We start from the raw sequence: 23,760 nt of genomic DNA, 5'->3' as shown, positions 1-23,760 counted from the left end.
GCGAAGTGTGGCCAAATCGATCAAGATGTGGCGATTTTGCCGGAATGCCCGTTATTCGGGCAAGGCCGTGCCAATTCGACGCGGTGCCCGGTCCGCGCTCTCGTCTTTCAGGGCTACGCCGGTGACCTCCCTTGCCAGCCCCTCGCGGACGAGCCAGGCGATCTTGAAGGCGGCCTCGTCATAGCTCAACCCAGCGTAGTGGATGTTCGACACGCAGTTCCGCTCGGCATCGGTGCGGCCCGGCTTCGGCGCGAAGGTCAGATAGGCACCGAGACTGTCGGGCGCGGACAGGCCGGGCCGCTCGCCGATCAGCGTCACGACCATGCGCGCGCCGAGAATGGCGCCGATCTCGTCGCCGAGCGCGACGCGCGCGCCTGATGCGACGACGACATGGCCGAGCGCGACACCATCGTCGGCTGCGAGCAGCGGCAGCAGGCGCGTCACCAGCGCCACCGCATGGGCGTGGACCGCCGCCGCCGACAGGCCGTCGCCGATCACGACCGCAAGCTGGCATGGCCCTGAGGCGATTCGCGCCAGAGCCCCGACCGAGCCGGCATCAAGCTGCCGTCCCAGATCCGGCCGCCGCAGATAGTCCCTGCGGTCGAGCGCCTGGCTCCTCGCCTCGGTGACGGCGAGTCCGAGCGCGTCGAGATCTGCGACCAGATGCGGCACATCGAGGACCGCGTGCACAGCATCGCGGGCGCGGGCGTGGTCCAGTGTGAAATCGAGCAACGCCCGCGTCGGAACGCTCGCGCCGCTGCGGCCCAGCGCAACGCGCGCGGGCGTGAACGACCGTAGATCGAGGGTCGGACGGCGCGGGACGGCCGGATCAGGCATGTTGCGTCATTCGGCGGGAACGGAAGCCTCGCGCAGCCGGATCGAGTAGTTCGAGGCGTTCTGCTTGCCGCTGGAGGCCGCGCGCGCAAAGGTGATGAGATGGTGCGCGATCAGGGTGCAGCCGATCAGACCCTCGAGGTCGCCGAGCTTGATGCGACCCAGCGCGAACTTCCAGAACACGCGCTTGTAGTCGCCGAGCACGCCGACCTTCCAGAAGATATTGCGCAGCATGACGAGACCGCGCCGGATGTTGGGCCAGGTCTTCATCTCGTCCGGCGTCGGCATCTTGAGGCGGTGCACATAAACGTGGTCGCATTGATACTGGAAGCGCGCGTAGACCTTCTCGGGCTCGTAGGCGACGCCCATCGCGTGCTTCCAGGACGCGACGACGTCGTCATAGGGCAGCAGGAAGTCGACATTGGAATCGCGGCCGTCGTCCTCGATCAGGCGCCCTTCCCGTTCCAGCCGGTCCCACAACGGCGTCTTCGGCAGCGCCTGGAGCAGGTTGATCGTGAGCAGCGGAATCCGGGACTCCTCGACAAAGGCGAGCAGCGCCTCAGAGGTGTTCGGCTTGTCGGTGTCGAGTCCCATGATGATGCCGGACACCACCTCCATGCCGTAGGAGTTGATCGTCTGCACGCCCTCGAGGATCGGGACCATCATGTTGTGGTCCTTGTGCATCGCCTTCAGCGCATCGGGATCGGGCGTCTCGATGCCGCAGAAGATGGTGATGAAGTAAGCCTCGCGCATCTTCTCGAGGATCTCTGGCCGCTTGGCGATGTTGAGCGTCGCCTCGCAGGCGAGCCGCACCACATAGCCGGTCCGCTTCTGCCATTCGATCAGATGCGGCAGCAGGTCCATCGCCGCCTTGCGGTTGCCGATGAAATTGTCGTCGACGAAATAGACCGTGTCGGTCATGCCGCATTCGCGCAGGCGGTCGAGTTCCGCGATGATCTGCTCGGGCGACTTGAGGCGCGGATTGCGACCGTAGAGACCGGGGATATCGCAGAACTCGCACTGATAGGGGCAGCCGCTGGAATATTGGATGCTGCCGAGGAAGTATTTCTTCACGTCGGCGAGCTCGTAGGCCGGGATCGGAAACTCCGTCATCGGCACGCGGTCCTTGGTGGTGAGCACCACCTGCTCCCCGGGACGCGACGTGTCGCGCGCCAAAATCTCGATCAGCTGGTTGGTGGCGTCACCGAGCTCGCCGACATGCAGATAGTCGAACGACGGGTAGTAGTCCGGGCAGGCGCTGACGGAGGGACCGCCGAGCGCGACCGGCAGGTCGAATTCATGGGCGCGGCGGCAGATGTCGTTCATCTGCTGGCGCTGGATGTGCATGCCGCTGACGAAGACCGCCTCTGCCCACGCGAACTCTTCCTTGGTCGCGCGACGGAGATTCTCATCGACGAATTTGACCTGCCACTCCTCGGGCAGATAGGCCGCGAGCAGCAAAAGCCCCTGGGGCGGCATGAAGGCGCGGACGCCGTCTGTTAGCGGGTAGGAGTGTTCGAACGTTCCGAACGACGAGGTGTACCGTGGAAACACGCACAGAATCCGCCGGGCCGTACCGTTACTTTCAGCTCGCATCAAAGCTCCCCCGCCACGCTCGACATAGCTGCGGAAATTGCCAGCCAGACACACACCGTAATGCTGTCGCCGGAATTTCTCAATATTGTGGCATGAGCTTAATTCCGAGAGGGACCAATTGTTTCCTCAAGCCGCCGGGTGCTCCCGCCGCGTCACGCGATCAGCCGCGAGGCAAAATCGGGCAGCAGGCCTGCGTCGCCGGCAAGACGGAAATCGGCGCCAGCGATCCCCGACTGCACCAGCCAATCGTCGAATTCCGGAGCGCGGCGCAGGCCAAAGACGTCGCGGACGTAGAGCGCATCGTGAAAAGACGTCGACTGGTAGTTCAGCATGACGTCGTCGGCCCCGGGGACACCCATGATGAAGGTGACGCCGGCGGCCGCCAGCAGCGTCAGCAGGTTGTCCATGTCGTCCTGGTCCGCCTCGGCGTGGTTGGTGTAGCAGATATCGATCCCGAGCGGCAGGCCGAGCAGCTTGCCGCAAAAGTGATCCTCCAGCCCCGCCCGGATGATTTCCTTGCCGTCGAAGAGATATTCCGGGCCGATGAAGCCGACCACGCTGTTGACCAGGAGCGGGGCATAGGCGCGCGCGACCGCATAGGCGCGCGCCTCGCAGGTCTGCTGGTCGACGCCGTGATGGGCATTGGCGGACAGCGCGGAGCCCTGGCCGGTCTCGAAATACATCACGTTCTGCCCAACCGTGCCGCGCCGCTGCGCCAGCCCGGCCTCCTGCGCTTCCCGGAGCAAGGCGAGGTCGATGCCGAAGCTGCGGTTGGCGGCCTCGGTGCCGGCGACCGACTGAAAGACGAGGTCGACCGGCACGCCCTGCCCGATCAGCGACAGCGTCGTCGTGACATGGGTCAGCACGCAGCCTTGCGTCGGGATCTTCAGCCGCGCGATGATCTCGTCGAGCAGCCGCAGCAATTGTGCGATGACGGCCGGATCGTCGCTCGCCGGATTGATGCCGATGCAGGCATCGCCGGCACCGAGCAGGATGCCGTCGAGGATCGAGGCGGTGATGCCCCTGGCATCGTCGAACGGATGGTTGGGCTGGAGCCGCGTGCTCATCCGCCCCTTCAGCCCGATGGTGTTACGGAAGGCGGTGGTGACCTCGCATTTCCGCGCCGCCAGGATCAAATCCTGGTTGCGCATCAATTTCGAGACCGCGGCCGCCATTTCCGGCGTGATGCCGGGGGCGAGCTTGCGCAGGATCTCGGGCGACGCTGCGTCCGACAGCAGCCAGTCCCGGAAGGCGCCAACCGTGAGCGCAGCCACCGGCGCAAAGGCCCTTGCGTCATGGCTGTCGATGACGAGGCGGGTGACCTCGTCGGTCTCGTAGGGGATGAGGGCTTCCTGCAGGAACTGTCCGAGCGGGACATCCGCGAGCGCCATCCGCGCCGCGATCATCTGCTCGGCGCTGGCAGCGGCAATTCCGGCCAGCCGGTCGCCGGAGCGCGGCGGCGTCGCCTTGGCGAGCAGGTCGCGCAGATCCGGGAAGGCATAGGTCGTGGCGTCGAATGTATGGCGGTAGACCAAGGTCCCCTCCGGGGTTCGTCGGCCAACGGCCGACTCCAGACCGATCTCAAGGGCGGCCCGGCGTCAGGAATACGCGCCTGGCGGCCGGCGCGCACGCCGATGTTTCGGGCATGCCGAGCGATCCCCGGGCCGATCTGCCGGAAACCGACAAGGCCGCTCCAAATCACTGAGATATCTCACATTCCTTCAAGCCGGGGCAAGCGCTCCCGAGCCGGGCGTTAACGCCGCGTCCATCTTCGTTCCGCATAGTTTTGCATAGATTCTACACAACCGCGCTCACCGGCCGCTTCAGGCCATTCGGGCCCCTGAAAACCATGACCATCGACCAATCTGGGAATGCCGCCGGCTTCGCCGGCCGCTTCACGCTTGCGACCAAGCTCTATGCGATCTTCGCGCTGTTCGCGCTGCTCACGGCGGCGATCGCGATTCTGTCCGACTACAACAGCCGCCGCAGCGCCGACCTGACCAGCGCGATCGAGACGGCGAATGCGGCTGCGCTGAACGTCGAGCGCGTCAACTCGCTGGTCTACGCGGTGGTGATGGAATCGCGCGGCGTCTACATGTCGACGGAGCCTGCCGTCGTGAAGAAATACGGCGAGGGCTTGCTCAAGTTCAACGCGCAGATCCTCGACGTCGTGAAGCGCTGGGAAACCATCGTCAGGGACGACGATGCCGAGCAGTTCGCCACCTTCAGGAAGCGCATCGAGCAGTTCGTCGAGTTCCGCAAGGAGCTGGTCCGCCGCGGCATCGAGATCAATGCGGCCGCCGGCCGCGAATGGGGCGACAACGACGCCAACCGCGCCGTGCGTTCGGCGCTGAACAAGGATCTCGAGGCGCTGTCCAAGGTCTATGCCGAGCGCGCCAAGCAGATCGCCCAGCAGACCGAGACCAACCGCACCCTGTCCTTCCTCCTGACCTGCCTTGCCGGCGTGGCGCTGGCGCTCGTCGTGATCGGCATCGTCATCATCGCCCGCTCGATCGCCCGGCCGCTCGCCTCGATCACCGCCACCATCAAGCAGGTCGCCGATGGCGCCGAGAACGTCGTGGTGCCGTACGGCCACCGCGCCGACGAGATCGGCGGGCTGGCCCGCGCAATCCAGATCTTCCAGGACGCGATGGGGCGCAACCGCAAACTCGCATCGCAGGTCTCGCAGGATTCCGCCGCGCGCGAGCAGCGCGCCCGCCATATCGAGCAATCCGTCGAGGAGTTTCGCGACGCCATCGGCGCGATCATGCGCGGCCTCAGCGACAACGCCTCGGTCATGCGCGAGACCGCGCAGACCATCACGCGCGTCACCGCGGATGCAAGCAACCGCGCCGGGATGGCGGCAAACGCCAGCGAGCAGGCCTCGCACAACGTCACGGCGGTCGCAGGCGCCGCCGAGGAGCTGTCGGCCTCCGTCGAAGAGATCGGCCGGCAAGTCCGGCAGAGCGCCGGCGCGGTCGAGCAGACCGGCCAGCGCACCGAGAAATCGATCTCCGAGATCGAGAGCCTTGCGGCCGCCACCCAGCGCATCGACGGCGTGCTCAACCTGATCCAGGCGATCGCCGAGCAGACCAACCTGCTCGCGCTCAACGCCACCATCGAGGCCGCGCGCGCCGGCGATGCCGGCCGCGGCTTTGCCGTCGTCGCGCATGAAGTGAAAGCGCTCGCAGGCCAGACCGCCAAGGCCACCGCCGAGATCGGCGAGAATGTCTCCATGATCCAGGCCTCCACCCGCAACGCGGTCGACGCCGTGCGCGAGATCGGCGGCGCGGTGCGCGAGATCAACGAGGTCACCTCGGCGATTGCCGGCGCCGTCGGCCAGCAGGACCAGGCCACGCGCGAGATCTCCTCCAACGCGCAATCGGCTGCCCAGGGCAACGAGACGCTTGTCGCCAACATCACCTCACTGCGCGACGCCATCGGCGAGACCGACACGGCGGCATCCTCCGTGCTGACCGCGGCGAGCAGCCTGACTGCGACCGCGGAGACGCTGTCCCGCGAGGTGGAGAAGTTCTTCCAGAATTTGCGGTCGGATGCCCGCACCGCCAAGGCGGGATAGCAGCGCGCCTGTCGACGCGAGGCCGGCGACGAGCACGCCCCGACAAGAAACGCGAAAACAACCCCATGCACAGTAGCCGGGGATAGCGATATCAACGGCTTAGCCGCTGGCGCAAAGTCCTGCTGATTTTACGAAATGCATTTGACGCGTCGGGCAAAACGCTGACATGATGTCATCATGGCGATGGCGCGCTGCTCGGGACCCGGTCGTCTTACCGAAGGGGTGTGCGTCTCGACTTTAGCGGCAAACGAACCCTGCCGGGACGAGGGCTTACGCTCGCGTCGTCAAAGTCGTCAGCTGATCCGTGTCGTAGCGATTTCGCAGATCGGCGAGCGCCTTTGGATCCGGCGCACCTTGCGCCGCGAGTTTCGCGAGCTCTTCGAAATAATGCTCGTGGCCAGGCGGAGAAACGGTCATCAGCACGCGAGCCGGCTTCGCACTGACATTCGTGATGTTGTGCGGCACCCCCGGCGGGATGAACAGATAGGTGCCGGGCGTTGCACGGATCGTCCTGTCGCCGACATGCCACTCACACTCGCCCTCGAGCAAGTAGAAGGTCTCCTCCTGCACCCGGTGAACATGCCGCCCGGTGGCGAACCCCGCCGGGATCGTCCAGTCGAACATGCTGGTGTGCCTGGTATTTTCGCCGGTGACGAGGAACACCATGGGATGACCACGCAGAATGACCCCCTTCGTCTTATCGGGCATGCGAATGACGGCATCGGCGCTCATGTGATCCTCCATTGAGCAAATGCTAATTTCTGCAAGCACTTGTGCAACATCGGCCGTCCGTGCCGGGATGTCGTGAATCCGTTCCCAAAAATCTGCTAAAAGCGTCGCATGACAGTCGGGGGCGACCTCTACCAGTTCGGCCCGTTCCGCCTCGACCCCGAGGCGGGCATTCTGTACCGAGGGGCCGAGCCGACCATGCTTGGGCAGCGCGCAGTCGCGCTGCTGCGCCGGCTGCTCGAAAACGCGGGCGTACCGGTGTCCAAGGACGCCCTGGTCGAGGCCGCCTGGGGCGGATTGGCGGTGGCCGATAACAATCTCACGGTTCAGATCGCAGCCTTGCGCCGGGTGCTGGCGGAGGCGGATGCCGAGAGCTGGATCGAAACGCTGCCGCGGCGCGGCTATCGGTATGTGGGACCGGCCGTTGTCACCAATGCTCCCGATGCATCGGCTGCCGCCCGCGCCACATCGGCACCGGCCTTGCCCGACAAACCGTCCGTCGCCGTTCTGCCGTTCTCGAACCTGAGCGGCGACCCGGAGCAGGAGTACTTCGCCGATGGGATGGTCGACGACATCATCACCGGTCTCGCACGCATCAACTGGCTTTTCGTCATCGCGCGAAACTCGACCTTCACCTACAAGGGCCGTGCCGTGGACGTGAAGCAGGTCGGCCGCGAGCTTGGCGTGCGCTATGTGCTCGAAGGCAGCGTGCGCAAGGCCGGCGGTAGCGTGCGCGTGACCGGTCAAATGATCGACGCCTCGACCGGCACCCACGTCTGGGCCGAGCGCTACGACCGCAGCTCCGACAATATTTTCGCAATCCAGGACGAGATCGCGCTGTCGGCGGTGGGCGCGATTGCGCCGAGCGTGCGGAAAGCCGAAATCGAACGTGTCAGGCGGAAGCGACCTGACAGTCTCGATGCCTACGATCTCGTGCTGCGGGCGCAGCCCGACGTCGATTCAGGCATGCCGGAGCAAGTGACGAGAGCGCTTGCGCTTCTCGAGCGTGCGATCGCACTCGAGCCGGCCTATGCGCTGGCGCACGGCAATGCCGCGATGTGTCACCATTGCCTATTCCTTCGCGCAGGCCTGCAGGAGGTCAACCGTGCCGCTTCGATCCGCCACGCCCGATCGGCCATTGTCCATGGACAGGACGATGCGCTCGCTTTGACATGGGCCGGATTTTCCATCGGCATGGATGCGCACGATCGCGCCGCCGCATTTGCCGCATTGGAAGCTGCCCTCGCCATCAGCCCGTCATCGGCGCTGACCTACATTCTCGGCAGCGTTATCCTGGGATGGGGCGGCGAAGCGGAGCGCGCGATCGAATGGAGCGAGCAGGGCATACGGCTGAGCCCGTTTGATTCGTGGGCCTGGGCCGCGTTTGACGCGCAAGCAATGAGCCATTTGCTGCGCGGACGTTACGACGAAGCCTGTCGTGCGGCCTACAAATCCGTCCAAGCCAATCCGGCCCACAGCATCACTTATGTGCAATTGGCCGCCGCGCTGGCCAAACTTGGCCGGCTGGACGAAGCAAGGGCGGCCGCCGCGCGTGTGCTCGAGCTTCAGCCGGCCTTTCGCTACAGCCGTCAGTTTGCCGGCGTAAACTGTGCGCCGGAGCTCGCGGAGGCTCTCGGCGGCGCGCTGCGGGATGCCGGATTGCCGGAATAGCCCGGGGTTCGACCAGCTTGCATCTCTCTGATCGGCGGGCGACCTGCAAAGACCGCGCGAACTGAAGGGACCTGTTTGGTTTTGCCCGGATGCGCCGTTGTCTGCTTAAGAACGACCCGCCTCATTTGTGAGGAGGTCATCTTCCCGTTTTTTGTCGGACATCGGTGAGACGGCCGGCCGATACCTGCGGGGAACGATACGGCGGAACAGCCAGAGGATAACCGGACAAGCCAGGAGAACGACGGCGCCGAAGTCGAGCGCGGCGCGCGCGGAGCCGGCCGACGTGGAGAGCTTTCCTCCGATCGCCGGCCCGGCCAGCATGCCGGCGTAGTAGACGGTGTAGAACAGTCCCATTCCGATCGGCCGCATCTTCTGGTCGAGCACACGCGCAGGCAAGCTCATGATCGCACCGGCGGGCAGGCCACAGACGATTCCAAGAGCGACGACGATGGGAAGCACCGTGACGCTTCGCGACAGGAGAAGTGTCAGGAGGGCGAAAGAGATGCAGCCCGTCACGAGTATGGCATCGCCGCGCTTGGTCCGATCGGCGAGGAAGCCGCCGAGCGGGACCGAAAGGGCAGCGAGCCAGAGCACGATACTGATGGTTGATCCGGCTGCTGCACCCGACCAGCCTTGCTCGAAGAGCATCGACGGGCCGAAACTGAAGATCATCGCAAAACCGATGTTGTAGAGACACCAGATCAGACCGGCGGCAATCACGGCGCAGCTCGTGTCGGCGGTCAGGCTGCCGCGCTCGCCTTCAACGGCGGCGGTCGCATCCGGCGCGCGATAGACCGAAGCGATGAGGCAGAGGTCGATCAGGATCACCCCTGCGACGGCGAGATTGACGGCATGGAGCCCGAACGTGGCTCCGACTGCCGGCAACAGCATGAGAGCGACGGCGATACCAGCCGGCCATGAGTTGATGAAGATGGCCATCGCGGTGGCGATCTCCCGACCGGCAAACCAGTCCGCGACCATCTTGGTCATCAGAACGTTCAGCAGAACGCCGCCGATGCCGGCCGTCAGCCGGCCCGCGATCTGCGTGCTCCATGACGTTGACGCGGTCATCAGGAGTTCGCCTGCCAGCATCAGCAGGAGCCCGGCGAGGACCGTCGCCTTGTCGCCATAGCGGCGGCCGATCGCACCGCCGGGCAGCGCGAGCGCAGCGCCCGGCGCAAAATAGAGCCCGATCAGAACGCCGATATCGGCCAGATTCGCGCCCAGGCTCTGGCTGAGCTGTGGCGCGACCGCCGCAATGCTCTGAAACTGGAAAGCGATGGCGGCACGCGCGATGAACAGGGCGGCAAGAATGGTCCAGCGACTTCGCATTTGGATTTTCCCCGATGCCGCGAACTATGTCGCCGGCCGGATATTCTGATTCAGACGAAAGAGATTGGTCGGATCATATCTGGTTTTGAGCGCGGCCAACCGCGCATAGTTCTCGCCATAGGCGTCCCGGACACGATCCTCGCCCTCCTCGCCGAGATTGTTGGCGTAGACGCCGCCGGTCGAATAGGGCCTGACGGCGCTCCACAGTTCGCGCGCCCAACGCATGTTGGCGTCGTCGTCGGCCGGATCGTCCCAGATCGCGACCGGAAAGCAGTCGAACGCCGCATCGCGGTTTGCGTAAGGCGAGTCGGGCGTTGGAACCCGCGCGATTGCGCCGCCGACGTGCTGGAAAACCAGCAGCGACGAGGTGTTGGGCGCTCTCGCATAGGCGTCGAGCAGCGCGTCGATCGCACCCGCACCGATCTCGCGCAGGAACTGCGCCTTCCAGTAATAGCGCCGTCCGCGCGGAAACAGGGCATCGCCTCCCGACTGAATCTCGAGATAAGGGACGGTTGCGAGGCGGGTCTCGACGGGCGAGCCGAACCTGACGATCGGTGAAAGGGCTCGCTCACCGTCATGATGCGAGCCGACATAGCATCCGGTGATGCTGAAGAAGCGTTCGCCGGACGGCAGCGTGACCAGGGCTGCATCGACGTCCGCCTCGTCAGGAGCGCGGCGGGCGAATTCATCATAGAAGCGCATGGCCTCGCGCGCCCCGTCATATCGATGCAGTGCTGACGCGACGAGCAGCGAGGTGCCGATGGCATGAAGCCGATATTCGAATGCGGTCACGATGCCAAAATTGCCGCCGCCACCCCGAAGGCCCCAGAAGAGATCAGGGTGTTCGGTCGCGCTGGCCCTCAGGATCGTTCCCTCGGCTGTCACCACTTCGGCGGCAATCAGGTTGTCGCAGGTCAGCCCGTATTTGCGTCCGAGCTTGCCAAAGCCGCCGCCAAGCGTGAGCCCGGCGATACCGGTATCGCTGTTGACGCCCATGGTGGTCGCCAGGCCGTGCTCCTGCGTCGCCCTGTCGAACTCGCCGAGATTGAGGCCGGCCTCCGCGCGGGCGATCCGGCGGACCGGATCGACCTCGATCTGCTTCATGTGCGACAGGTCGATGACCATGCCGCCGTCGCAGACCGACAGGCCGGCGACATTGTGGCCGCCGCTGCGGACCGCGATGCAGATGCGATGAGATATTGCGAACACGACAGCGCGGGCGACGTCTTCGGCACCGGCACAATAGGCGATCATGGCCGGCCGCTTGTCGATGGCGCCATTCCAGACCTTGCGCGCCTCGTCGTAACCGGCACTCCCCGCGAGGACCACATTGCCCTTGAGCCGTAGCTGTGGGGCGGACCGCGGTTCAGCGTTCGATTTGCCCGTCGGGTCGTCGTATGGCTGCCGCTGCTCCATCCGATTTGCTCCTCGCCACGAATGCCCCGGGCCATCTTCTCACGGAGCGCCGGATCGCTTCCTGAATCCGATCCGAAAAAGTTGCAAATTTCGCCAAAAATGGTGTCTCTAGGCAATGGCGACGATCTACGAGTTTGGTCCGTTTCGTCTCGAGACAGACGCTGACACGCTGTTTCGCGGAGCCGAGCCGGTCGCTCTCGGAGGGCGGGCGGTCGCCCTGCTTCGGCTGCTTCTGGAAAAGGCGGGCAAGCCGGTTGCCAAGGACGCCTTGATGGAGGCGGCCTGGCCGGGGCTGGCGATCGAGGAAAGCAATCTGACCGTACAGATAGCCGCTCTGCGGCGGACGTTTGCCGCCGTCGAAGGCGGCAGCACCTGGATCGAGACGCTGCCGCGCCGCGGTTACCGCTATGTCGGCCCGCCGGCCGCCACCTTGCCCGATGGCAGCCGGCAAACGTGGCTCCCGTCCGCAAGCTCCGACAAGCCGTCGATCGCCGTGCTGCCGTTTTCCAACTTGAGCGGCGATCCCGCGCAGGACTACTTCTCCGACGGGATCACGGAAGACGTCATTGCGGAATTGTCGCGTTTCCGGTCGCTCTTCGTCGTGGCCCGCCATTCCAGCTTCGCTTACCGGGCCAGCTCGTCCGACATCAGAGAGGTCGGCCGCCAGCTCGGCGTGCGATATGTGGTGGAAGGGAGTGCACGCCGGATTGGGAAACGCGTACGGGTGACCGTCAAGCTTCTGGATGCCGCGAGCGGCTTCACACTCTGGACGGAGCGCTACGACCGCGAGATCGAAGACATCTTCGCCATCCAGGACGAAATCGTAGGCAAGATCGTCGCGGCGCTGCCCGGCCGGCTCGAGGACGCGGGCCGCGAGATCGCGAGAGGCAAGCAGACCTCGAACATCACGGCCTACGATCTCGTCCTGTTGGGAAACGAGAAATGGCGTCAATTGACCGTCAGGAGCATGGACGAGGCGGAAGGCTACTTCAGGAAGGCTGCGGGGCTCGATCCAGCCTATGCGCGCGCCCACGCCAATATAGCCTGGACGGTCGTCTGCGCTGCGTTTCTGGAATCACCCGCCGCCGCTCCACTGGAGGATGGTCGCCGCGAGATCGAGATCGCCCTCGATCTTGACGAGAACGACGCCTGGTCGCACGGCGTCTTCGCACAACTTCTTTTCCTGCAAAACCGCGATCAAGAGGCCGAAACTCAATTCAAACGCGCTCTGGCGCTCAATCCGAACGACGCCGATGTCGCCGCCGCTTTTGCAAATATTCTGGTCTACTGGGGGCGCTGGCAGGACGCGCTTGCCTGGATCAAATCGGCCAAACGGCTAAATCCATTTCCACCCAATATATACCATTGGTACCACGCGCTGGCGCTCTATTCCGCGCGCGAATACGAACAGGCGATCCAAGTTCTCAGGGAAGCGCGATCGAGCGACCGCTGGTCGCACGCGCTGCTTGCGGCGTGCTACGCGCAAACCGATCGACTGACGGAAGCGAATTTCGAGTCGCGCGCATTCATTCGAGAAAGATGTCTCGAATTCAGTGAGAACGGCGAAGCTCCGCCCCGCAACACGCTCGACCTCGCCCGGACGCGCGCCAACAGATACAGAGACCCCGCCGACCGGGATCATTTCCTCGACGGACTTCGCAAAGCTGGCCTCGGGGACAACACCCCTACCCCGCCATCACCCCGCCCCGCCTGATCAGCTCCTTGCCGACCGCCGCCAGATGCACCTGGTCCGGGCCGTCGCCGATGCGGATGAAGCGGGCGTAGACGTAGGCGCGGGCGAGGAAGGTGTCCTGCGAGACGCCGGCGGCGCCGTGGATCTGGATGGCGCGGTCGATGACGCGGGCGGCCATGCTGGGCACTACGATCTTGGCCGCGGCGATCAGGTCGCGCGCGGCCTTGTTGCCTTCGCGGTCCATCCTGTCGGCGGCTTGCAGCGTCAAGAGCCGCGCCTGCGCGATCTCGCAGAAGGAGTTTGCAATGTCATCGCGCACCGAGCCCTGCTCGGCGAGCGGCTTGCCGAAGGCCGTGCGCGACACCGAGCGCTGGCACATCAATTCCAGCGCGCGCTGGGCGCAGCCGATCAGCCGCATGCAATGGTGGATGCGGCCGGGCCCGAGCCGCCCTTGCGCGATCTCGAAGCCGCGGCCCTCGCCGAGCAGGATGTTCTCTGCTGGCACACGGACATTCTCGTAGACGATCTCGGGGTGGCCGACCGGTGCGTCGTCATAGCCGTAAGTGAGCATGTCGCGCACGATGCGCACGCCGGGCGTCGCCTTCGGCACCAGGATCATGGATTGCTGGCGATGGCGGTCGGGATCGTCGGGCGCGGTCTTGCCCATCACGATCAGGATCTCGCAATCCTCATTCATCGCGCCTGACGTGAACCATTTGCGGCCGTTGATGACGTAGCTGTCGCCGTCGCGCTTGATCTCGCACTGGATGTTGGTGGCGTCGCTGGAGGCGACCTGCGGCTCCGTCATCGAGAAGCCGGAGCGGATGCGCCCCTCCAGCAGCGGCTTCAGCCAGCGCTCCTGCTGCGCCGGCGTGCCGTAATTCGCCAGCACCTCCATGTTGCCGACATCGGGCGCCGAGCAGTTGAAGATTTCGGGCGCCCAGAGGATGCGGCCCATGATCTCCTTCACGGGGGCATATTCAAGGTTGGTGAGGCCCGGTCCGTGCTCGCCTGACAGAAACAGGTTCCAGAGCCCCTGCTCGCGCGCCAGCCGCTTCAGGTCCTGGAGGACCTGCGGCGTCTTGTAGCGCACGGCCTCGGGCTTGACCTGGTCGTAATAGAGCTCCTCGACCGGCTCGACATGCGTCCGCATGAACTGGCGGACGCGCTCCTGGAGCTCCAGCGAACGTGCGGAGTGTTGAAAGTCCATTGGTGGTCTCCTGTTCGCTGAGCGTGATCGGCCCTGGCCTTCCGCGATAGGTGGAGCGCACGCCTCGCCCTTCGAGACGACCGCTGTGCGGTCTCCTCAGGGTGAGGCTAAGCGGCATTCGCGCCTGTCGAACCTGCCGCCGCGCACTCCGCCCTCATCCTGAGGAGCCCGCCGCAGGCGGGCGTCTCGAAGGATGCGCCGTCATCAACCGCGATAGCCACCCACTGCCTCACGTCCCGCGCAGCAGCTCGCTCGCAACCACCCAGTCGTTGCCGTCGAACTGGAGCATATAGCCGTCCTTGATGGGGCGGAAATCCTGCGGCGTGGTGTTGAGCGTGATGCCGGGCATCAAGAGCGACAGCGGCACGTTCTTCAAGTTGGCCGCCTGCGCCATGATGTTCTCGCGCGTCAGATTGTCCTTGCACTGCTTGAGCAGGACAACCAGTGCCTCAGCGACGGTGTAGCCGTAGAGACCCGCGACATTGTTGATGTCGGCATTGGGCAGGCGCTTCTTCATGAAGTCGATATAGGCCGTCATCGCCGGATCGTCCTTGGGCTGTTCGACGAACGGCTTGAGCGCACCGAGCGACAGCACGCCCTTGCCGGCATCGAGGCCGGCCGGCACCATCACGGTGGCCTTGTTGGCGCAACCGCTGGCGATGAAGCGCTGCGGCTGCCAGCCGACCTCATGCGCCTTCCGGACCGCCTGCGCGCAGGCGCGCGGCGTCACCGAATAGATCAGGAAGACGTCGGCCTTGGTGTTGGCGAGCGTCAGCACCTGGGAATCGACGGTTGGATCGGCAACCTCGAAGCTCGAGGCCATCGCGATCGCCTTGTCGGCATCGGCGCCGAGCGCTTCCTTGACGCCGCGCAGATATTCCTTGCCGGCGTCGTCGTTCTGATAGAGCACCGCAAAGCGCGCATTGGGGTTCTTGGCGCGGGCATAGGCGACGTCGATCGCGGCCTCGCTGGTGTAGTTCGGCGCCCAGGGCAGCGCCATCGACCACGGCATGTTGACGGGATCGTTCCACTTCGAGGCCGAGCTGATCAAAAAGAGCTGCGGCACCTTGTTGCTGTTGAGATATTTTGCGATCGCCGAGCTCGGCGCGGTGCCCATGGTGGCGAAGATGAAGGCGACGCCGTCGCTCTCGACCAGCCGCCGCGCCGCCTCCATGGTCTTGGGCGGCGAGAACGCATCGTCCAGCGAGATCAGATTGAGCTTGCGGCCGTTGACGCCGCCCTTGTCGTTGACCTCGTCGAAATAGGCCGCGATGACCTTGCCGGTGATGCTGAGCGGCGACGCAGGGCCGCTATAGGGCATCGTGTTGCCGATCTTGATCTCGGTGTCGCTGACACCAGGGCCGTAGGACTTTTGTGCGCAGACGGGCGTGGACAGGCAGGCGGCAGCCAATGCTGCGGCCAGGGCCAAAGCGGCTTTCATGGTTTCTCCCGGATGATTATCGCCGCGTGGCGCCATCAGGCGAACGCGCGGCGCGCTGCTTTTTATCAGCGCGTCAGATCACCGGAGTTCCGCAACACGGTCTTGCGTCGAGTTGCTGATACGCTCACGCATGAGTCCGCGCTTCATCTCTCCCCATCGGGGAGAGGTGGTCCGAGGTCTGCGCGCCCGGTTCGCTTTAGCCCCGCCGCCGCAGGCTGAAGCCCAGGCTGACCCAGCCGGCACCTGCCATGATCAGGTCGATGCCGAGAAACAGGCCCAGGATATAGACGCTGTTCACCGGCCAGCGCGCCAGGATCAACAATCCGAGCAGCAGCGTAATCACGGCCGAGAGCGCGACCCAGACCCACGGGCTTTCACGCTTCATGCTGAAGGCGAGAAACAGCCTGACGGCGCCGGAGGCGAGCAGCGAGGCGCCGAGGAACAGGGTCAGCAACGCTGCAGCAAACAGCGGATTCTCGAAGGTCAGGAAGCCCGCGACGACGTAGAGCACGCCGAGCAGAGCCCAGATCAGGAACTTGCCCCAGCTCTTCATCTGGAACGCCCCGATGATTTCGGTGACCCCGGCGACGATCATCATCGCGCCGACCACGATCACGCTCGCCACCGTCGCCATCACCATGCTGCCGAGCGCGACGAAGCCGGCGATGAGATAGACGACACCGAGCGCGACGATCCATCCCCATTTGGCATGCAGCGCGGCGATGCCCGAGCCGAGGCTGGGATGGTGAGACGTATCCGAAGCACTTGTCATGGCGGTCACTCCTGCATGCGAAGCCCGCGGGCACACGCCAGAATAGCACGCACCGCACCCGGACGACAGCCAGCAAAGCAGCCCTCACCGGCAGCAACATTGACGCAAATCAAGATCGAATGTGACGCTTCAGTCCGGAATGCTGAAATAGAACGCCGCGCCCTTGCCCACCTCGGCACTGGCCCAGATGCGTCCGCCGTGGCGTACGTGCGAAAAATGCGAGGGCCGCCCGGTCGTCCCGGCTCCTCGCCTGCGACAATCCGGCGGGTGAATTGGCTCGCCGGGGTACGGCCAAGCGACGGCAGGGGCTCACGCGCCCCGCCGCTCCATGTCGAGCTCGGCTTTGAGACTGTCGAGATCGCGGTAAATCGAGGCGACCGCAAGCACGCGTCCGCCCTTGCGGTACTTCAGCAGACAGTCCTTGCCTGCAATGCTGCCCTCGATCGCGATGTCGTCAAAACTCTCGGCGTGGCCGACATAGTTGATCGGCACATCGTAATGCTGGCTCCAGAAGAACGGCACGGCATCGAAGCGTTCACGCCGGCCCAGCATGTTGCGCGCCGCGGTCTGGCCCTGCCGCTCCGCCACCACCCAGTGCTCGACGCGGATGGTTTGCCGCGAATGCGGATCGGGCCAGCGCGCGATGTCGCCAGCCGCAAAGATGCCGGCGATGCTGGTTTCGAGATATTCGCTCACGCTGACACCGCGATCCGCCGCAAGCCCCGCCTTCTCGGCCAGCGCAAGGCGCGGCTTGACGCCGATGCCGACCACGACGAGGTCGGCCTCGATGACGCCGCCGCTCTTCAGCGTCGCGCGCGTACCGTCGAGCCTCTCCACAGTGTCCCCGAGGTGGAAGTTGACGCCATTCTCTTCATGGAGCGCGCGAACGAAATCGCCCATCTCCGGTCCGAGCACGCGCTGCATCGGCCGCTCCTCTGGAGCGACCACATGGACCTCCAGCTTGCGTGCCCGCAACGAGGCGGCGACTTCGAGGCCAATGAAGCTGGCGCCGATCACCAGCACGCGCCTCGCGCTGCCCGTGGCCTTGATGATGGCGCGGCTGTCGGCGACAGACCGCAAGGTGTGGACATGGGGCTGGTCGGCACCCGGAATCTGCAATTTGACCGGCTCGGCGCCGGTCGCGAGCAGCAGCCGGTCGAACGGCAGTCTGTCGCCATTGCCCAGCGTGACGCTGCGCGTCTTCGCATCGATCGCGGAGACATTCGTGTTCAGCCTGAGATCGATGCCGGCGTCCTGATAATAGTCCTCGCCCCGCAGCGGCAGCCAATCCTCCGGTGCGTTGCCGGCGAGGTAGTCCTTGGAGAGGTTCGGCCGGTCGACCGGCATGGCGCCATCATTGCTGAGCATGGTGATGGCGCCGGCAAAGCCCTCGCGCCGGAGCATCTCGGCCGCCGCAAAGCCGGCCGCGCCGCCGCCGACGATGACGAATTTCTCGGGCGCCGGCGCGCTACGGTGCGGCGCCGGGCGCTTCGGTGCCTCACGCTTGCGCTGAACGATGATCCTGTCCTGGTCCCGCGTCACCTCCCATACCGCCAGCGCGCTCAAGGCCGGCGGGCGCGTCGCCTCGCCTGATCGCAAGGAGAAGCAGGCGTGATGCCAGGGGCAGCGGATGGTGTCGTCCACCACCAGGCCTTCGGCGAGAGGGCCGTGATAATGGCTGCAGGCGGGCTCGATCGCGAAGACCTCGCCGCCCGCCTGGACCAGCAGCACATCTTCCTCGCCGACATGGCCGAGCAGCTTGCCGTCCTTGAACGCGGTGAGCGCCACGCCTTTGGTCAGATCCGGTCCGCTCGGCTTGCTTTGCTCGCTCATGGTCATCTCCCTCGCGGCTCAACGTGCGGCTCGGGATTGGACGGCGGGACCGGCGAAAAGTTCCTGCGATCGCGAAATTCAGGACCGGGCAGCAGCCTTGCGAACATCGGCTACGGCCTGCGCCCATTCGGCCGGCCGCTCCTGCGGCAGGTTATGACCGGCGCCCGCGAACACGCGCCGCTCGAAGAAGCCCTCGAACTTGCGCGCGTGATGGGCGGTGCCGGAATCGACGCCGTCGCTGTCGCCGTCGATTGCGATCGTCGGGACACGGATCGGCGGCTGTGCCGCAAGCCTTTCCTCGATCCCGGCATAGGCGGGATCGCCCGCGACCAGCGCGTAACGGTGGCGGTAGGAGTGAATCACGACATCGACGAAGTCAGGGTTGTCGAACGAGATCGCGCTCCGCTCGAACGTCGCATCGTCAAAGGCCCATGTCGGCGACCACATCGACCAGAGCTGGCGGGCGAAGCCGCGCCGGTTGCGCTCCAGCGCGCGGCGGCCGCGCTCGTTGTGGAAGAGATATTGATACCAGAGCGCCGCCTCATGCGCCGGGGCGCCCGGCTCCATGGAGCGGGCGATGTCCTGGATGTTGTAGGAATTGCCGGAGACGAGCCCGACAACGCGCGCTGGGTACAGCGCCGCAACCACGCAGGCCGCGCGGCCGCCCCAGTCATAGCCGCCGACGACCGCACGTTCGATGCGAAGCGCGTCCATGAAGGCGAGCAGGTCGGCGCCCAGCGCCGCCTGCTCGCCGGAGCGCAGCGTTTCCGGGAAACGAAACCGCGTCGGCCCGTAGCCGCGCAGCCAGGGCACCAGCACCCGCGCGCCGGCCGCTGCGATGATCGGCGCAGTCTCGGCATAGGCGTTCACGTCGTAGGGGAAGCCGTGGCCCATGATGCAGGGCCAGCCATCAGGCGTGCCGTATTCGAGATAGGCGATGTCGAGGGCATCCGTGGTGATGGTTTTTTGTTGCATGATTTTCTCACGGATTTGCGCGGTCGTAGCCCGGATGAGCGAAGCGACATCCGGGGTTTGGCGACACCGGACCCGGATATCGCTTCGCTCATCCGGGCTACAAGAGTCCCCTACTTCTGCGGGCCCGACAGCGATATCTCGCGCTCGGCGCGGAACACGTTGCTGTAGAGGTTGGCTATCCACTGCCGGCCGATCTCGGTCTTGTTGAGGTAGCCGATCTCGGTCTGAATATGCGGTGCGACGCTGTTCCAGTAGAATTGTGGATAGCGGTTCACGATGTCGGCGGGCGAATCGTAGCCGAGTTGGCGGTTGATGCCGACCTCCTCGAATTCGTAATAGAGCGCATTGGCCTTGCGCAGATAGTTGGGATCGCCGAGCTGGCCGATGAAGTCGGCGGCGCGCAGGATCGAGGCCTCGTCGTCATACTCCTGCCCTTCGCGGGCCGGGAAGCGTGTTCCCTCGATGGCGCGGGCGACGCGCTCGCTGTCGATACCGCGGATCGGCGGCAGCCGCCGCCGCACAAAAAGTTTCGAGCGATCAACGTGATACATCATCAAACTGGCGTCCGAGGCGCCGCGCGGCAGCGATACCTTGGTCCCGGCCTCGTCGATGATGAAACCGTCTTCGTCATCCTCCGGAAACAGGCCGCGAACATAGCCGATGTCGTGCGCAAGGCAGGCGATGAGGATGTGGAGGTAGTCCTCCGCCGCAAGATGCGCATGAAGATTGCGTCCCGTGAGGATGGCCTGGGCGGCGAGCGTCACCAGCATCGTATGCTCGATGTTGTGGTAGAGCGCGTCGCTGTTGCCGATGCATTCCATCGCGGTCCGCGTCGAGCCCTCCAGCACCCTGGCAGAGGGCTCGTCGTACCGGCGACGCATGAATGTCCCCAGCAACTTCTCCAGGGATTCGGCCGCCAGTCTCGGCAACGTCATCATGGATGCAGCCCCGCTTGTCGGTGATGTCCCACGTCAACTCCCGACGTCTCATTCCTGTCCTCGACGCAAGGGCCAGCATAGCCCATCTTGGGCCGGGTGACCAAATCCCGGACCAAAAATACGGAAATTTGCTGCAGTTGCGCGCTGCGACATCGCGGCTGCTGTCGCGGCGCGATGCATCCAGGGCGGGCCATGCAGGACTGCGGCCGCCGGACACACATCAAAATTCGCTTTATCGGACGTCGGCGAGAGGGCACCGGAATGGACCGCCGGCTGGCGGATGCGCCTGCATCGTCCAGGACGACGCCGGGACGGTGGAGGCCCGCGATCATTCCACCAGCAGCACGTCGACGGCGACGCCGAGCTTCTGCTTCGGCGAACCGACGATGATACCATCGACCGGCGAGACGTCGGAGAAGTCGCGCGCGACCGCGAGCACGATATGGTCATTGGCGACCAGAAGATCGTTGGTCGGATCGAAATCGACCCAGCCGAGCTCCGACCCGCACCACAGCGACACCCAGGCGTGGGTGGCGTCGGCGCCTTGCAGCCGCGGCTGGCCCGGCGGCGGAATGGTGCGCAGATAGCCGCTGACATAGGCCGCCGGAAGACCGAGCCCGCGCAGTCCTGCGATCATCACATGGGCAAAGTCCTGGCAGACGCCGTGGCGCTTGTCGAAGACCTCGTTGAGCGGCGTCGAAATCACCGTCGCCTTGGGATCGTAGCGAAACTCGGTGCGGATGCGGTGCATGAGGTCGACCGCGCCGGCGAGGATGCCCGCGCCGGGCGCAAAGCTCAAAGCCGCATAGGCGCTGACCGGACGTAGCACCGGCACCAGCGGGCTCGCAAAGACGTAGCCGACCGGCGAGGACGGCCCGAGGCTGGTCGCCTCGAACGCGATGTCGCGAATGCTCTCCCAGGCCGGGCTGCCAGCATCGCGTGCCGGCGGCTGGCGCGAGACCGAGACGCGCGATCGCGAGTCGATGCGCAAATTGCGATGCGCGGCCTCGATCACGACGCTCTCGGTCAGCGTGCCGAAGAAATCGCGGCGAACATTGCGCTCGGAGGGGCGCGGACGAATCTCGACATGGTGCGAGATCAGCTCCTGCCCGACGCCGCTCCTCGGCTCCAGCCGCAGCGTGCAGCGGGCGAAGCTGACCGGACTCTCGTACTCGTAGGTGGTGACGTGACGGATGTCGTAGATCACGCCAGCCCCGTCAGCTTTTCCGGCCGGCTGGCGTTCGGGCCATGCGGGAAGTAATGCAGCCCGATCGCCTCGGCGAGGCTGAGCAAATCCTGCTCCAGCGAGAACAGAGTCTTGACCTCGAGCTTCTCGGCCTCGGCCGTCGCCAGCATCGCCTGCACCGCGACCGCGAGCCGTTGCGGCTGCTCGATCAGGCCGTGCTCCTTGAGGCTCGGCAGCGCGGCGATGTGCTCGTTCAGCATCGCCACCTGGAACGCCACCGAACGCGGATTGTAGCTGTCGAGCACCGCGAGGTCGCGCACCGGCGCCAGGATGGGCGCCAGCAGATAGCGCGAGCGATAGGTAATCTGGGAATCCACCAGCGTCAGCAGGATGTCGAGATCCTCGTCGCCGGCCTCGTCATAGGCGAACTGGCGGGCGAAGCGCGTGGTGTTGATGGCGCGCTCGGTGCGGCGGCCGATGTCGAGGAAGCGCCAGCCGGCGGCGCGGTTCATGTTCTCCTGCGCAAGGCCGGCAAAGCTCGCCAGCTCCTGCAAGGTCAGCTCGGCCGCGCTCAGCACGCTGTCGTCGTCCTCGACCTCGTAGGCGAGGCGCTCGGCCATCTCGGTGATGACCTGCCAGGCATCGGGCGACAGCCGCTCGCGCAGGGAGGTCGCGGTGCGCTGCGCCGCGCGCACCAGCGACAAGGCCGAGCCGAAACGCTCCGCGCTCTGCAACGCCTCGGCGGCGATGCGCCCCGGCGCTGCGCGCGAGGTCTGCGAGATCGCGCCCCAGGCCACCAGCAGGCGCTGGATGCGTTCGGCCGATTGCAGCGAGGCCGCGGTGCCCTTGTTGGGCCCGCTGGGCGAGCCCAGTGCGCGCACCAGCCGCAGCGTCGCCTCGGCGCGTTCGAGATAGCGGCCGAGCCAGAACAGATTGTCGGCGGCGCGGCTCGGCAGCACGCCGGCGATGCGGCGGATCCGCACCTTGTCGGTCGCGGGCAGCAGCGTCGCGGTCGAGACCTGCTTGCCCGAGACGACCCAGACGTCGGCAGCGCGCGCGCCGTCGCCCATCGAGACCGCGCGCGCATCGGCCTGTTCGGCGATACGGCAGAAGCCGCCGGGCATGATGGCCCAGCCGTCGGGCGTGGCGGCGGCGAACACGCGCAGCACGAACGGGCGCGGCGTGATCTGGCCCTGCTCCCACACCGGCATGGTCGAGAGCCGCACTACCTCCTGGCCGACATAGTCCATGCCGCGCGCGCCGATAGCGTCGATCAGGCGCTGGCGCCCGCCGGCGTCGAGCTCGCTCGCGAGCACCGGACCGTTGCTGTCGAAACCGGGAACGCCGCGCCGGTAGGCGCCCTCGATCGCGACCTCGTCGAGCCGCGACAACACCTCGTCGCGCGCGATGCGCTGGCCGCACCACCAGGTCGCGATGTGCGGCATCTTCAGCTCTTCGCCGAGCAGGCGGCGGCTCAGCGCCGGCAGGAAGCCGAGCATCGCCCGCGCCTCCAGCACGCCGGAGCCCGGCATGTTGGCAACGACGACGCCGTCCTTGCGCAGCACGTCGATCAGGCCGGGCACCCCCAGCCGCGAAGACGCATCGAGCTCGAGCGGATCGAGCGAGTTGGAATCGACGCGGCGGAGCAGCACGTCGAGCCGCTTGAGGCCCGCGACGGTGCGGATGTGGACGCGGTTGTCGCTGACGGCGAGATCGTCGCCCTCGACCAGGAGGAAGCCGAGATAGCGCGCCAGCGTCGCGTGCTCGAAATAGGTCTCGCTGAAGCTGCCGGGGGTGAGCACGCCGATCCGCGGCTCGTCGCGATCGGCTCGCGCGCGCAGGCTGTCGCGAAACGCCTCGAAGAACGGCGCGACGCGCGGCACGTTCATCGACTTGTAGAGATCGGAGAAGGCGCGCGAGAGCACCAGGCGGTTCTCCAGCGCGTAGCCCGCGCCCGATGGCGCCTGCGTGCGGTCGCCGAGCACCCACCAGCGGCCGTCGGGCCCGCGGCCGACGTCGGCGGCATAGAGCGAGAGGTAGCGTCCGCCCGGCGGCGGCACGCCGCAGACGGGACGGAGATATTCGGGACTGCCGGCGATCGCGGCCGCCGGCAGCGCGCCTTCCGCGACCAGCCGGCCCTCGCCATAGATGTCGCGCAGCACGAGTTCGAGCAGTTCAGCGCGCTGGGTGATGCCGTCGCAGAGCTGCTTCCAGTCGGCCTCGTCGATCAGCAGCGGCAGATGGCTGAGCGACCACGGCCGGTCGGCACTGTCGCCGGGGGCGCGGTAGGTGACGCCGGCCTCGCGGAGGTGACGGTCGGCCATGCCGAACCGCCGCTCGATCTCGTCGGGCGCAAGCGCCCCGAAGGCATCGAAGAAGCGGCTCCAGACCGCGCGCGGGGCGCCATCGGGCCCCAGGAACTCGTCGGGAATGCCAGGCAGGCGGCTATAGTCGCGGACCCATTGCGCGAGCCGGCGCTGGCTTTGCGCCCTACCCGCCTTGTCGTCCCCTTCGGCTGCGCCCTCGCCCATGCGCCTCTCCCTGCCCCACCCTC

At 65.8% G+C, this 23,760-nt stretch carries 17 protein-coding genes; 3 read left to right on the top strand and 14 right to left on the bottom strand.

What is annotated here, in order from left to right:
• Positions 1 to 51: 51 nt before the first annotated feature.
• The 3 genes from eutC to XI08_RS04725 form a co-directional block, all read right to left on the bottom strand.
• Positions 52 to 837: an ethanolamine ammonia-lyase subunit EutC gene (gene eutC / locus XI08_RS04735; RefSeq protein ID WP_271573552.1), complete on the bottom strand. Its 786-nt coding sequence runs from the start codon at positions 835 to 837 to the stop codon at positions 52 to 54.
• A gap of 6 nt (positions 838 to 843) precedes the next feature.
• Positions 844 to 2,430 (bottom strand): B12-binding domain-containing radical SAM protein, encoded by a 1,587-nt coding sequence (locus tag XI08_RS04730; RefSeq protein WP_271573551.1) that lies wholly within the window; start codon positions 2,428 to 2,430, stop codon positions 844 to 846.
• Positions 2,431 to 2,582: 152 nt separating this feature from the next.
• Positions 2,583 to 3,965, bottom strand: a complete 1,383-nt coding sequence (locus XI08_RS04725; protein ID WP_271573550.1) for an ethanolamine ammonia-lyase subunit EutB — start codon at positions 3,963 to 3,965, stop codon at positions 2,583 to 2,585.
• 314 nt (positions 3,966 to 4,279) lie between these two features.
• On the opposite strand from XI08_RS04725, the gene XI08_RS04720 reads away from it, so the two are divergent.
• Complete coding sequence (locus XI08_RS04720; RefSeq protein WP_271573549.1) at positions 4,280 to 6,010, top strand: methyl-accepting chemotaxis protein; 1,731 nt, start codon at positions 4,280 to 4,282, stop codon at positions 6,008 to 6,010.
• 270 nt (positions 6,011 to 6,280) lie between these two features.
• Here XI08_RS04720 and XI08_RS04715 read toward each other — a convergent pair whose 3' ends face one another.
• Complete coding sequence (locus tag XI08_RS04715; RefSeq protein ID WP_271573548.1) at positions 6,281 to 6,742, bottom strand: cupin domain-containing protein; 462 nt, start codon at positions 6,740 to 6,742, stop codon at positions 6,281 to 6,283.
• A gap of 108 nt (positions 6,743 to 6,850) precedes the next feature.
• On the opposite strand from XI08_RS04715, the gene XI08_RS04710 reads away from it, so the two are divergent.
• On the top strand, positions 6,851 to 8,410 hold the full coding sequence (locus XI08_RS04710) for a winged helix-turn-helix domain-containing tetratricopeptide repeat protein (protein ID WP_271573547.1): 1,560 nt from the start codon (positions 6,851 to 6,853) through the stop codon (positions 8,408 to 8,410).
• Positions 8,411 to 8,515: 105 nt separating this feature from the next.
• Here XI08_RS04710 and XI08_RS04705 read toward each other — a convergent pair whose 3' ends face one another.
• Together XI08_RS04705 and XI08_RS04700 are read right to left on the bottom strand one after the other, a co-directional pair.
• Positions 8,516 to 9,742 (bottom strand): MFS transporter, encoded by a 1,227-nt coding sequence (locus XI08_RS04705; protein ID WP_271573546.1) that lies wholly within the window; start codon positions 9,740 to 9,742, stop codon positions 8,516 to 8,518.
• A gap of 24 nt (positions 9,743 to 9,766) precedes the next feature.
• On the bottom strand, positions 9,767 to 11,158 hold the full coding sequence (locus XI08_RS04700; RefSeq protein WP_271573545.1) for an FAD-binding oxidoreductase: 1,392 nt from the start codon (positions 11,156 to 11,158) through the stop codon (positions 9,767 to 9,769).
• A gap of 115 nt (positions 11,159 to 11,273) precedes the next feature.
• On the opposite strand from XI08_RS04700, the gene XI08_RS04695 reads away from it, so the two are divergent.
• Complete coding sequence (locus XI08_RS04695) at positions 11,274 to 12,872, top strand: winged helix-turn-helix domain-containing tetratricopeptide repeat protein (protein ID WP_271573544.1); 1,599 nt, start codon at positions 11,274 to 11,276, stop codon at positions 12,870 to 12,872.
• On the opposite strand, the gene XI08_RS04690 is transcribed toward XI08_RS04695, so the two are convergent.
• The 8 genes from XI08_RS04690 to XI08_RS04655 all read right to left on the bottom strand — a co-directional run bounded on the left by XI08_RS04690 (position 12,844) and on the right by XI08_RS04655 (position 23,737).
• Complete coding sequence (locus XI08_RS04690; RefSeq protein WP_271573543.1) at positions 12,844 to 14,061, bottom strand: acyl-CoA dehydrogenase family protein; 1,218 nt, start codon at positions 14,059 to 14,061, stop codon at positions 12,844 to 12,846. The genes XI08_RS04695 and XI08_RS04690 overlap by 29 nt on opposite strands.
• Positions 14,062 to 14,290: 229 nt before the next feature.
• Positions 14,291 to 15,502, bottom strand: coding sequence for an ABC transporter substrate-binding protein (locus XI08_RS04685; RefSeq protein WP_271573542.1), 1,212 nt, complete (start codon positions 15,500 to 15,502; stop codon positions 14,291 to 14,293).
• A gap of 196 nt (positions 15,503 to 15,698) precedes the next feature.
• Positions 15,699 to 16,274, bottom strand: a complete 576-nt coding sequence (locus XI08_RS04680) for an HdeD family acid-resistance protein (protein ID WP_271573541.1) — start codon at positions 16,272 to 16,274, stop codon at positions 15,699 to 15,701.
• A 309-nt stretch (positions 16,275 to 16,583) separates the two neighbouring features.
• Entirely contained in the window at positions 16,584 to 18,107 is a 1,524-nt protein-coding gene (locus XI08_RS04675; protein WP_271573540.1) for an FAD-dependent oxidoreductase, read from the bottom strand.
• 78 nt (positions 18,108 to 18,185) lie between these two features.
• Positions 18,186 to 19,082, bottom strand: a complete 897-nt coding sequence (locus XI08_RS04670) for an alpha/beta fold hydrolase (RefSeq protein WP_271573539.1) — start codon at positions 19,080 to 19,082, stop codon at positions 18,186 to 18,188.
• A gap of 110 nt (positions 19,083 to 19,192) precedes the next feature.
• A complete protein-coding gene (locus tag XI08_RS04665; RefSeq protein ID WP_027544076.1) occupies positions 19,193 to 20,020 on the bottom strand; it encodes an HD domain-containing protein in 828 nt (275 codons plus the stop codon).
• A 328-nt stretch (positions 20,021 to 20,348) separates the two neighbouring features.
• Positions 20,349 to 21,227 (bottom strand): transglutaminase family protein, encoded by an 879-nt coding sequence (locus XI08_RS04660; protein ID WP_271573538.1) that lies wholly within the window; start codon positions 21,225 to 21,227, stop codon positions 20,349 to 20,351.
• Positions 21,224 to 23,737: a circularly permuted type 2 ATP-grasp protein gene (locus XI08_RS04655; RefSeq protein WP_271573537.1), complete on the bottom strand. Its 2,514-nt coding sequence runs from the start codon at positions 23,735 to 23,737 to the stop codon at positions 21,224 to 21,226. The genes XI08_RS04660 and XI08_RS04655 overlap by 4 nt, the downstream gene beginning before the upstream one ends.
• Between the last annotated feature and the right edge of the window lie 23 nt (positions 23,738 to 23,760).

Origin of the sequence: Bradyrhizobium sp. CCBAU 11361 (assembly GCF_028128935.1) — a bacterium.
Lineage (GTDB): Bacteria > Pseudomonadota > Alphaproteobacteria > Rhizobiales > Xanthobacteraceae > Bradyrhizobium > Bradyrhizobium niftali.
Note: the sequence above shows the minus strand (reverse complement) of the source record. Positions and strands in the feature narration are given on the sequence as shown.

What these genes read in the sequence shown, in the direction of transcription:
- XI08_RS04695 (WP_271573544.1), top strand. Translation starts at nt 11,274, where the DNA reads ATGGCGACGATCTACGAGTTTGGTCCGTTTCGTCTCGAGACAGACGCT.
- XI08_RS04685 (WP_271573542.1), bottom strand. Translation starts at nt 15,502, where the DNA reads ATGAAAGCCGCTTTGGCCCTGGCCGCAGCATTGGCTGCCGCCTGCCTG.
- XI08_RS04720 (WP_271573549.1), top strand. Translation starts at nt 4,280, where the DNA reads ATGACCATCGACCAATCTGGGAATGCCGCCGGCTTCGCCGGCCGCTTC.
- XI08_RS04690 (WP_271573543.1), bottom strand. Translation starts at nt 14,061, where the DNA reads ATGGACTTTCAACACTCCGCACGTTCGCTGGAGCTCCAGGAGCGCGTC.
- XI08_RS04705 (WP_271573546.1), bottom strand. Translation starts at nt 9,742, where the DNA reads ATGCGAAGTCGCTGGACCATTCTTGCCGCCCTGTTCATCGCGCGTGCC.
- XI08_RS04670 (WP_271573539.1), bottom strand. Translation starts at nt 19,082, where the DNA reads ATGCAACAAAAAACCATCACCACGGATGCCCTCGACATCGCCTATCTC.
- XI08_RS04730 (WP_271573551.1), bottom strand. Translation starts at nt 2,430, where the DNA reads ATGCGAGCTGAAAGTAACGGTACGGCCCGGCGGATTCTGTGCGTGTTT.
- XI08_RS04710 (WP_271573547.1), top strand. Translation starts at nt 6,851, where the DNA reads ATGACAGTCGGGGGCGACCTCTACCAGTTCGGCCCGTTCCGCCTCGAC.
- XI08_RS04655 (WP_271573537.1), bottom strand. Translation starts at nt 23,737, where the DNA reads ATGGGCGAGGGCGCAGCCGAAGGGGACGACAAGGCGGGTAGGGCGCAA.
- eutC (WP_271573552.1), bottom strand. Translation starts at nt 837, where the DNA reads ATGCCTGATCCGGCCGTCCCGCGCCGTCCGACCCTCGATCTACGGTCG.
- XI08_RS04665 (WP_027544076.1), bottom strand. Translation starts at nt 20,020, where the DNA reads ATGATGACGTTGCCGAGACTGGCGGCCGAATCCCTGGAGAAGTTGCTG.
- XI08_RS04700 (WP_271573545.1), bottom strand. Translation starts at nt 11,158, where the DNA reads ATGGAGCAGCGGCAGCCATACGACGACCCGACGGGCAAATCGAACGCT.
- XI08_RS04675 (WP_271573540.1), bottom strand. Translation starts at nt 18,107, where the DNA reads ATGAGCGAGCAAAGCAAGCCGAGCGGACCGGATCTGACCAAAGGCGTG.
- XI08_RS04715 (WP_271573548.1), bottom strand. Translation starts at nt 6,742, where the DNA reads ATGAGCGCCGATGCCGTCATTCGCATGCCCGATAAGACGAAGGGGGTC.
- XI08_RS04680 (WP_271573541.1), bottom strand. Translation starts at nt 16,274, where the DNA reads ATGACAAGTGCTTCGGATACGTCTCACCATCCCAGCCTCGGCTCGGGC.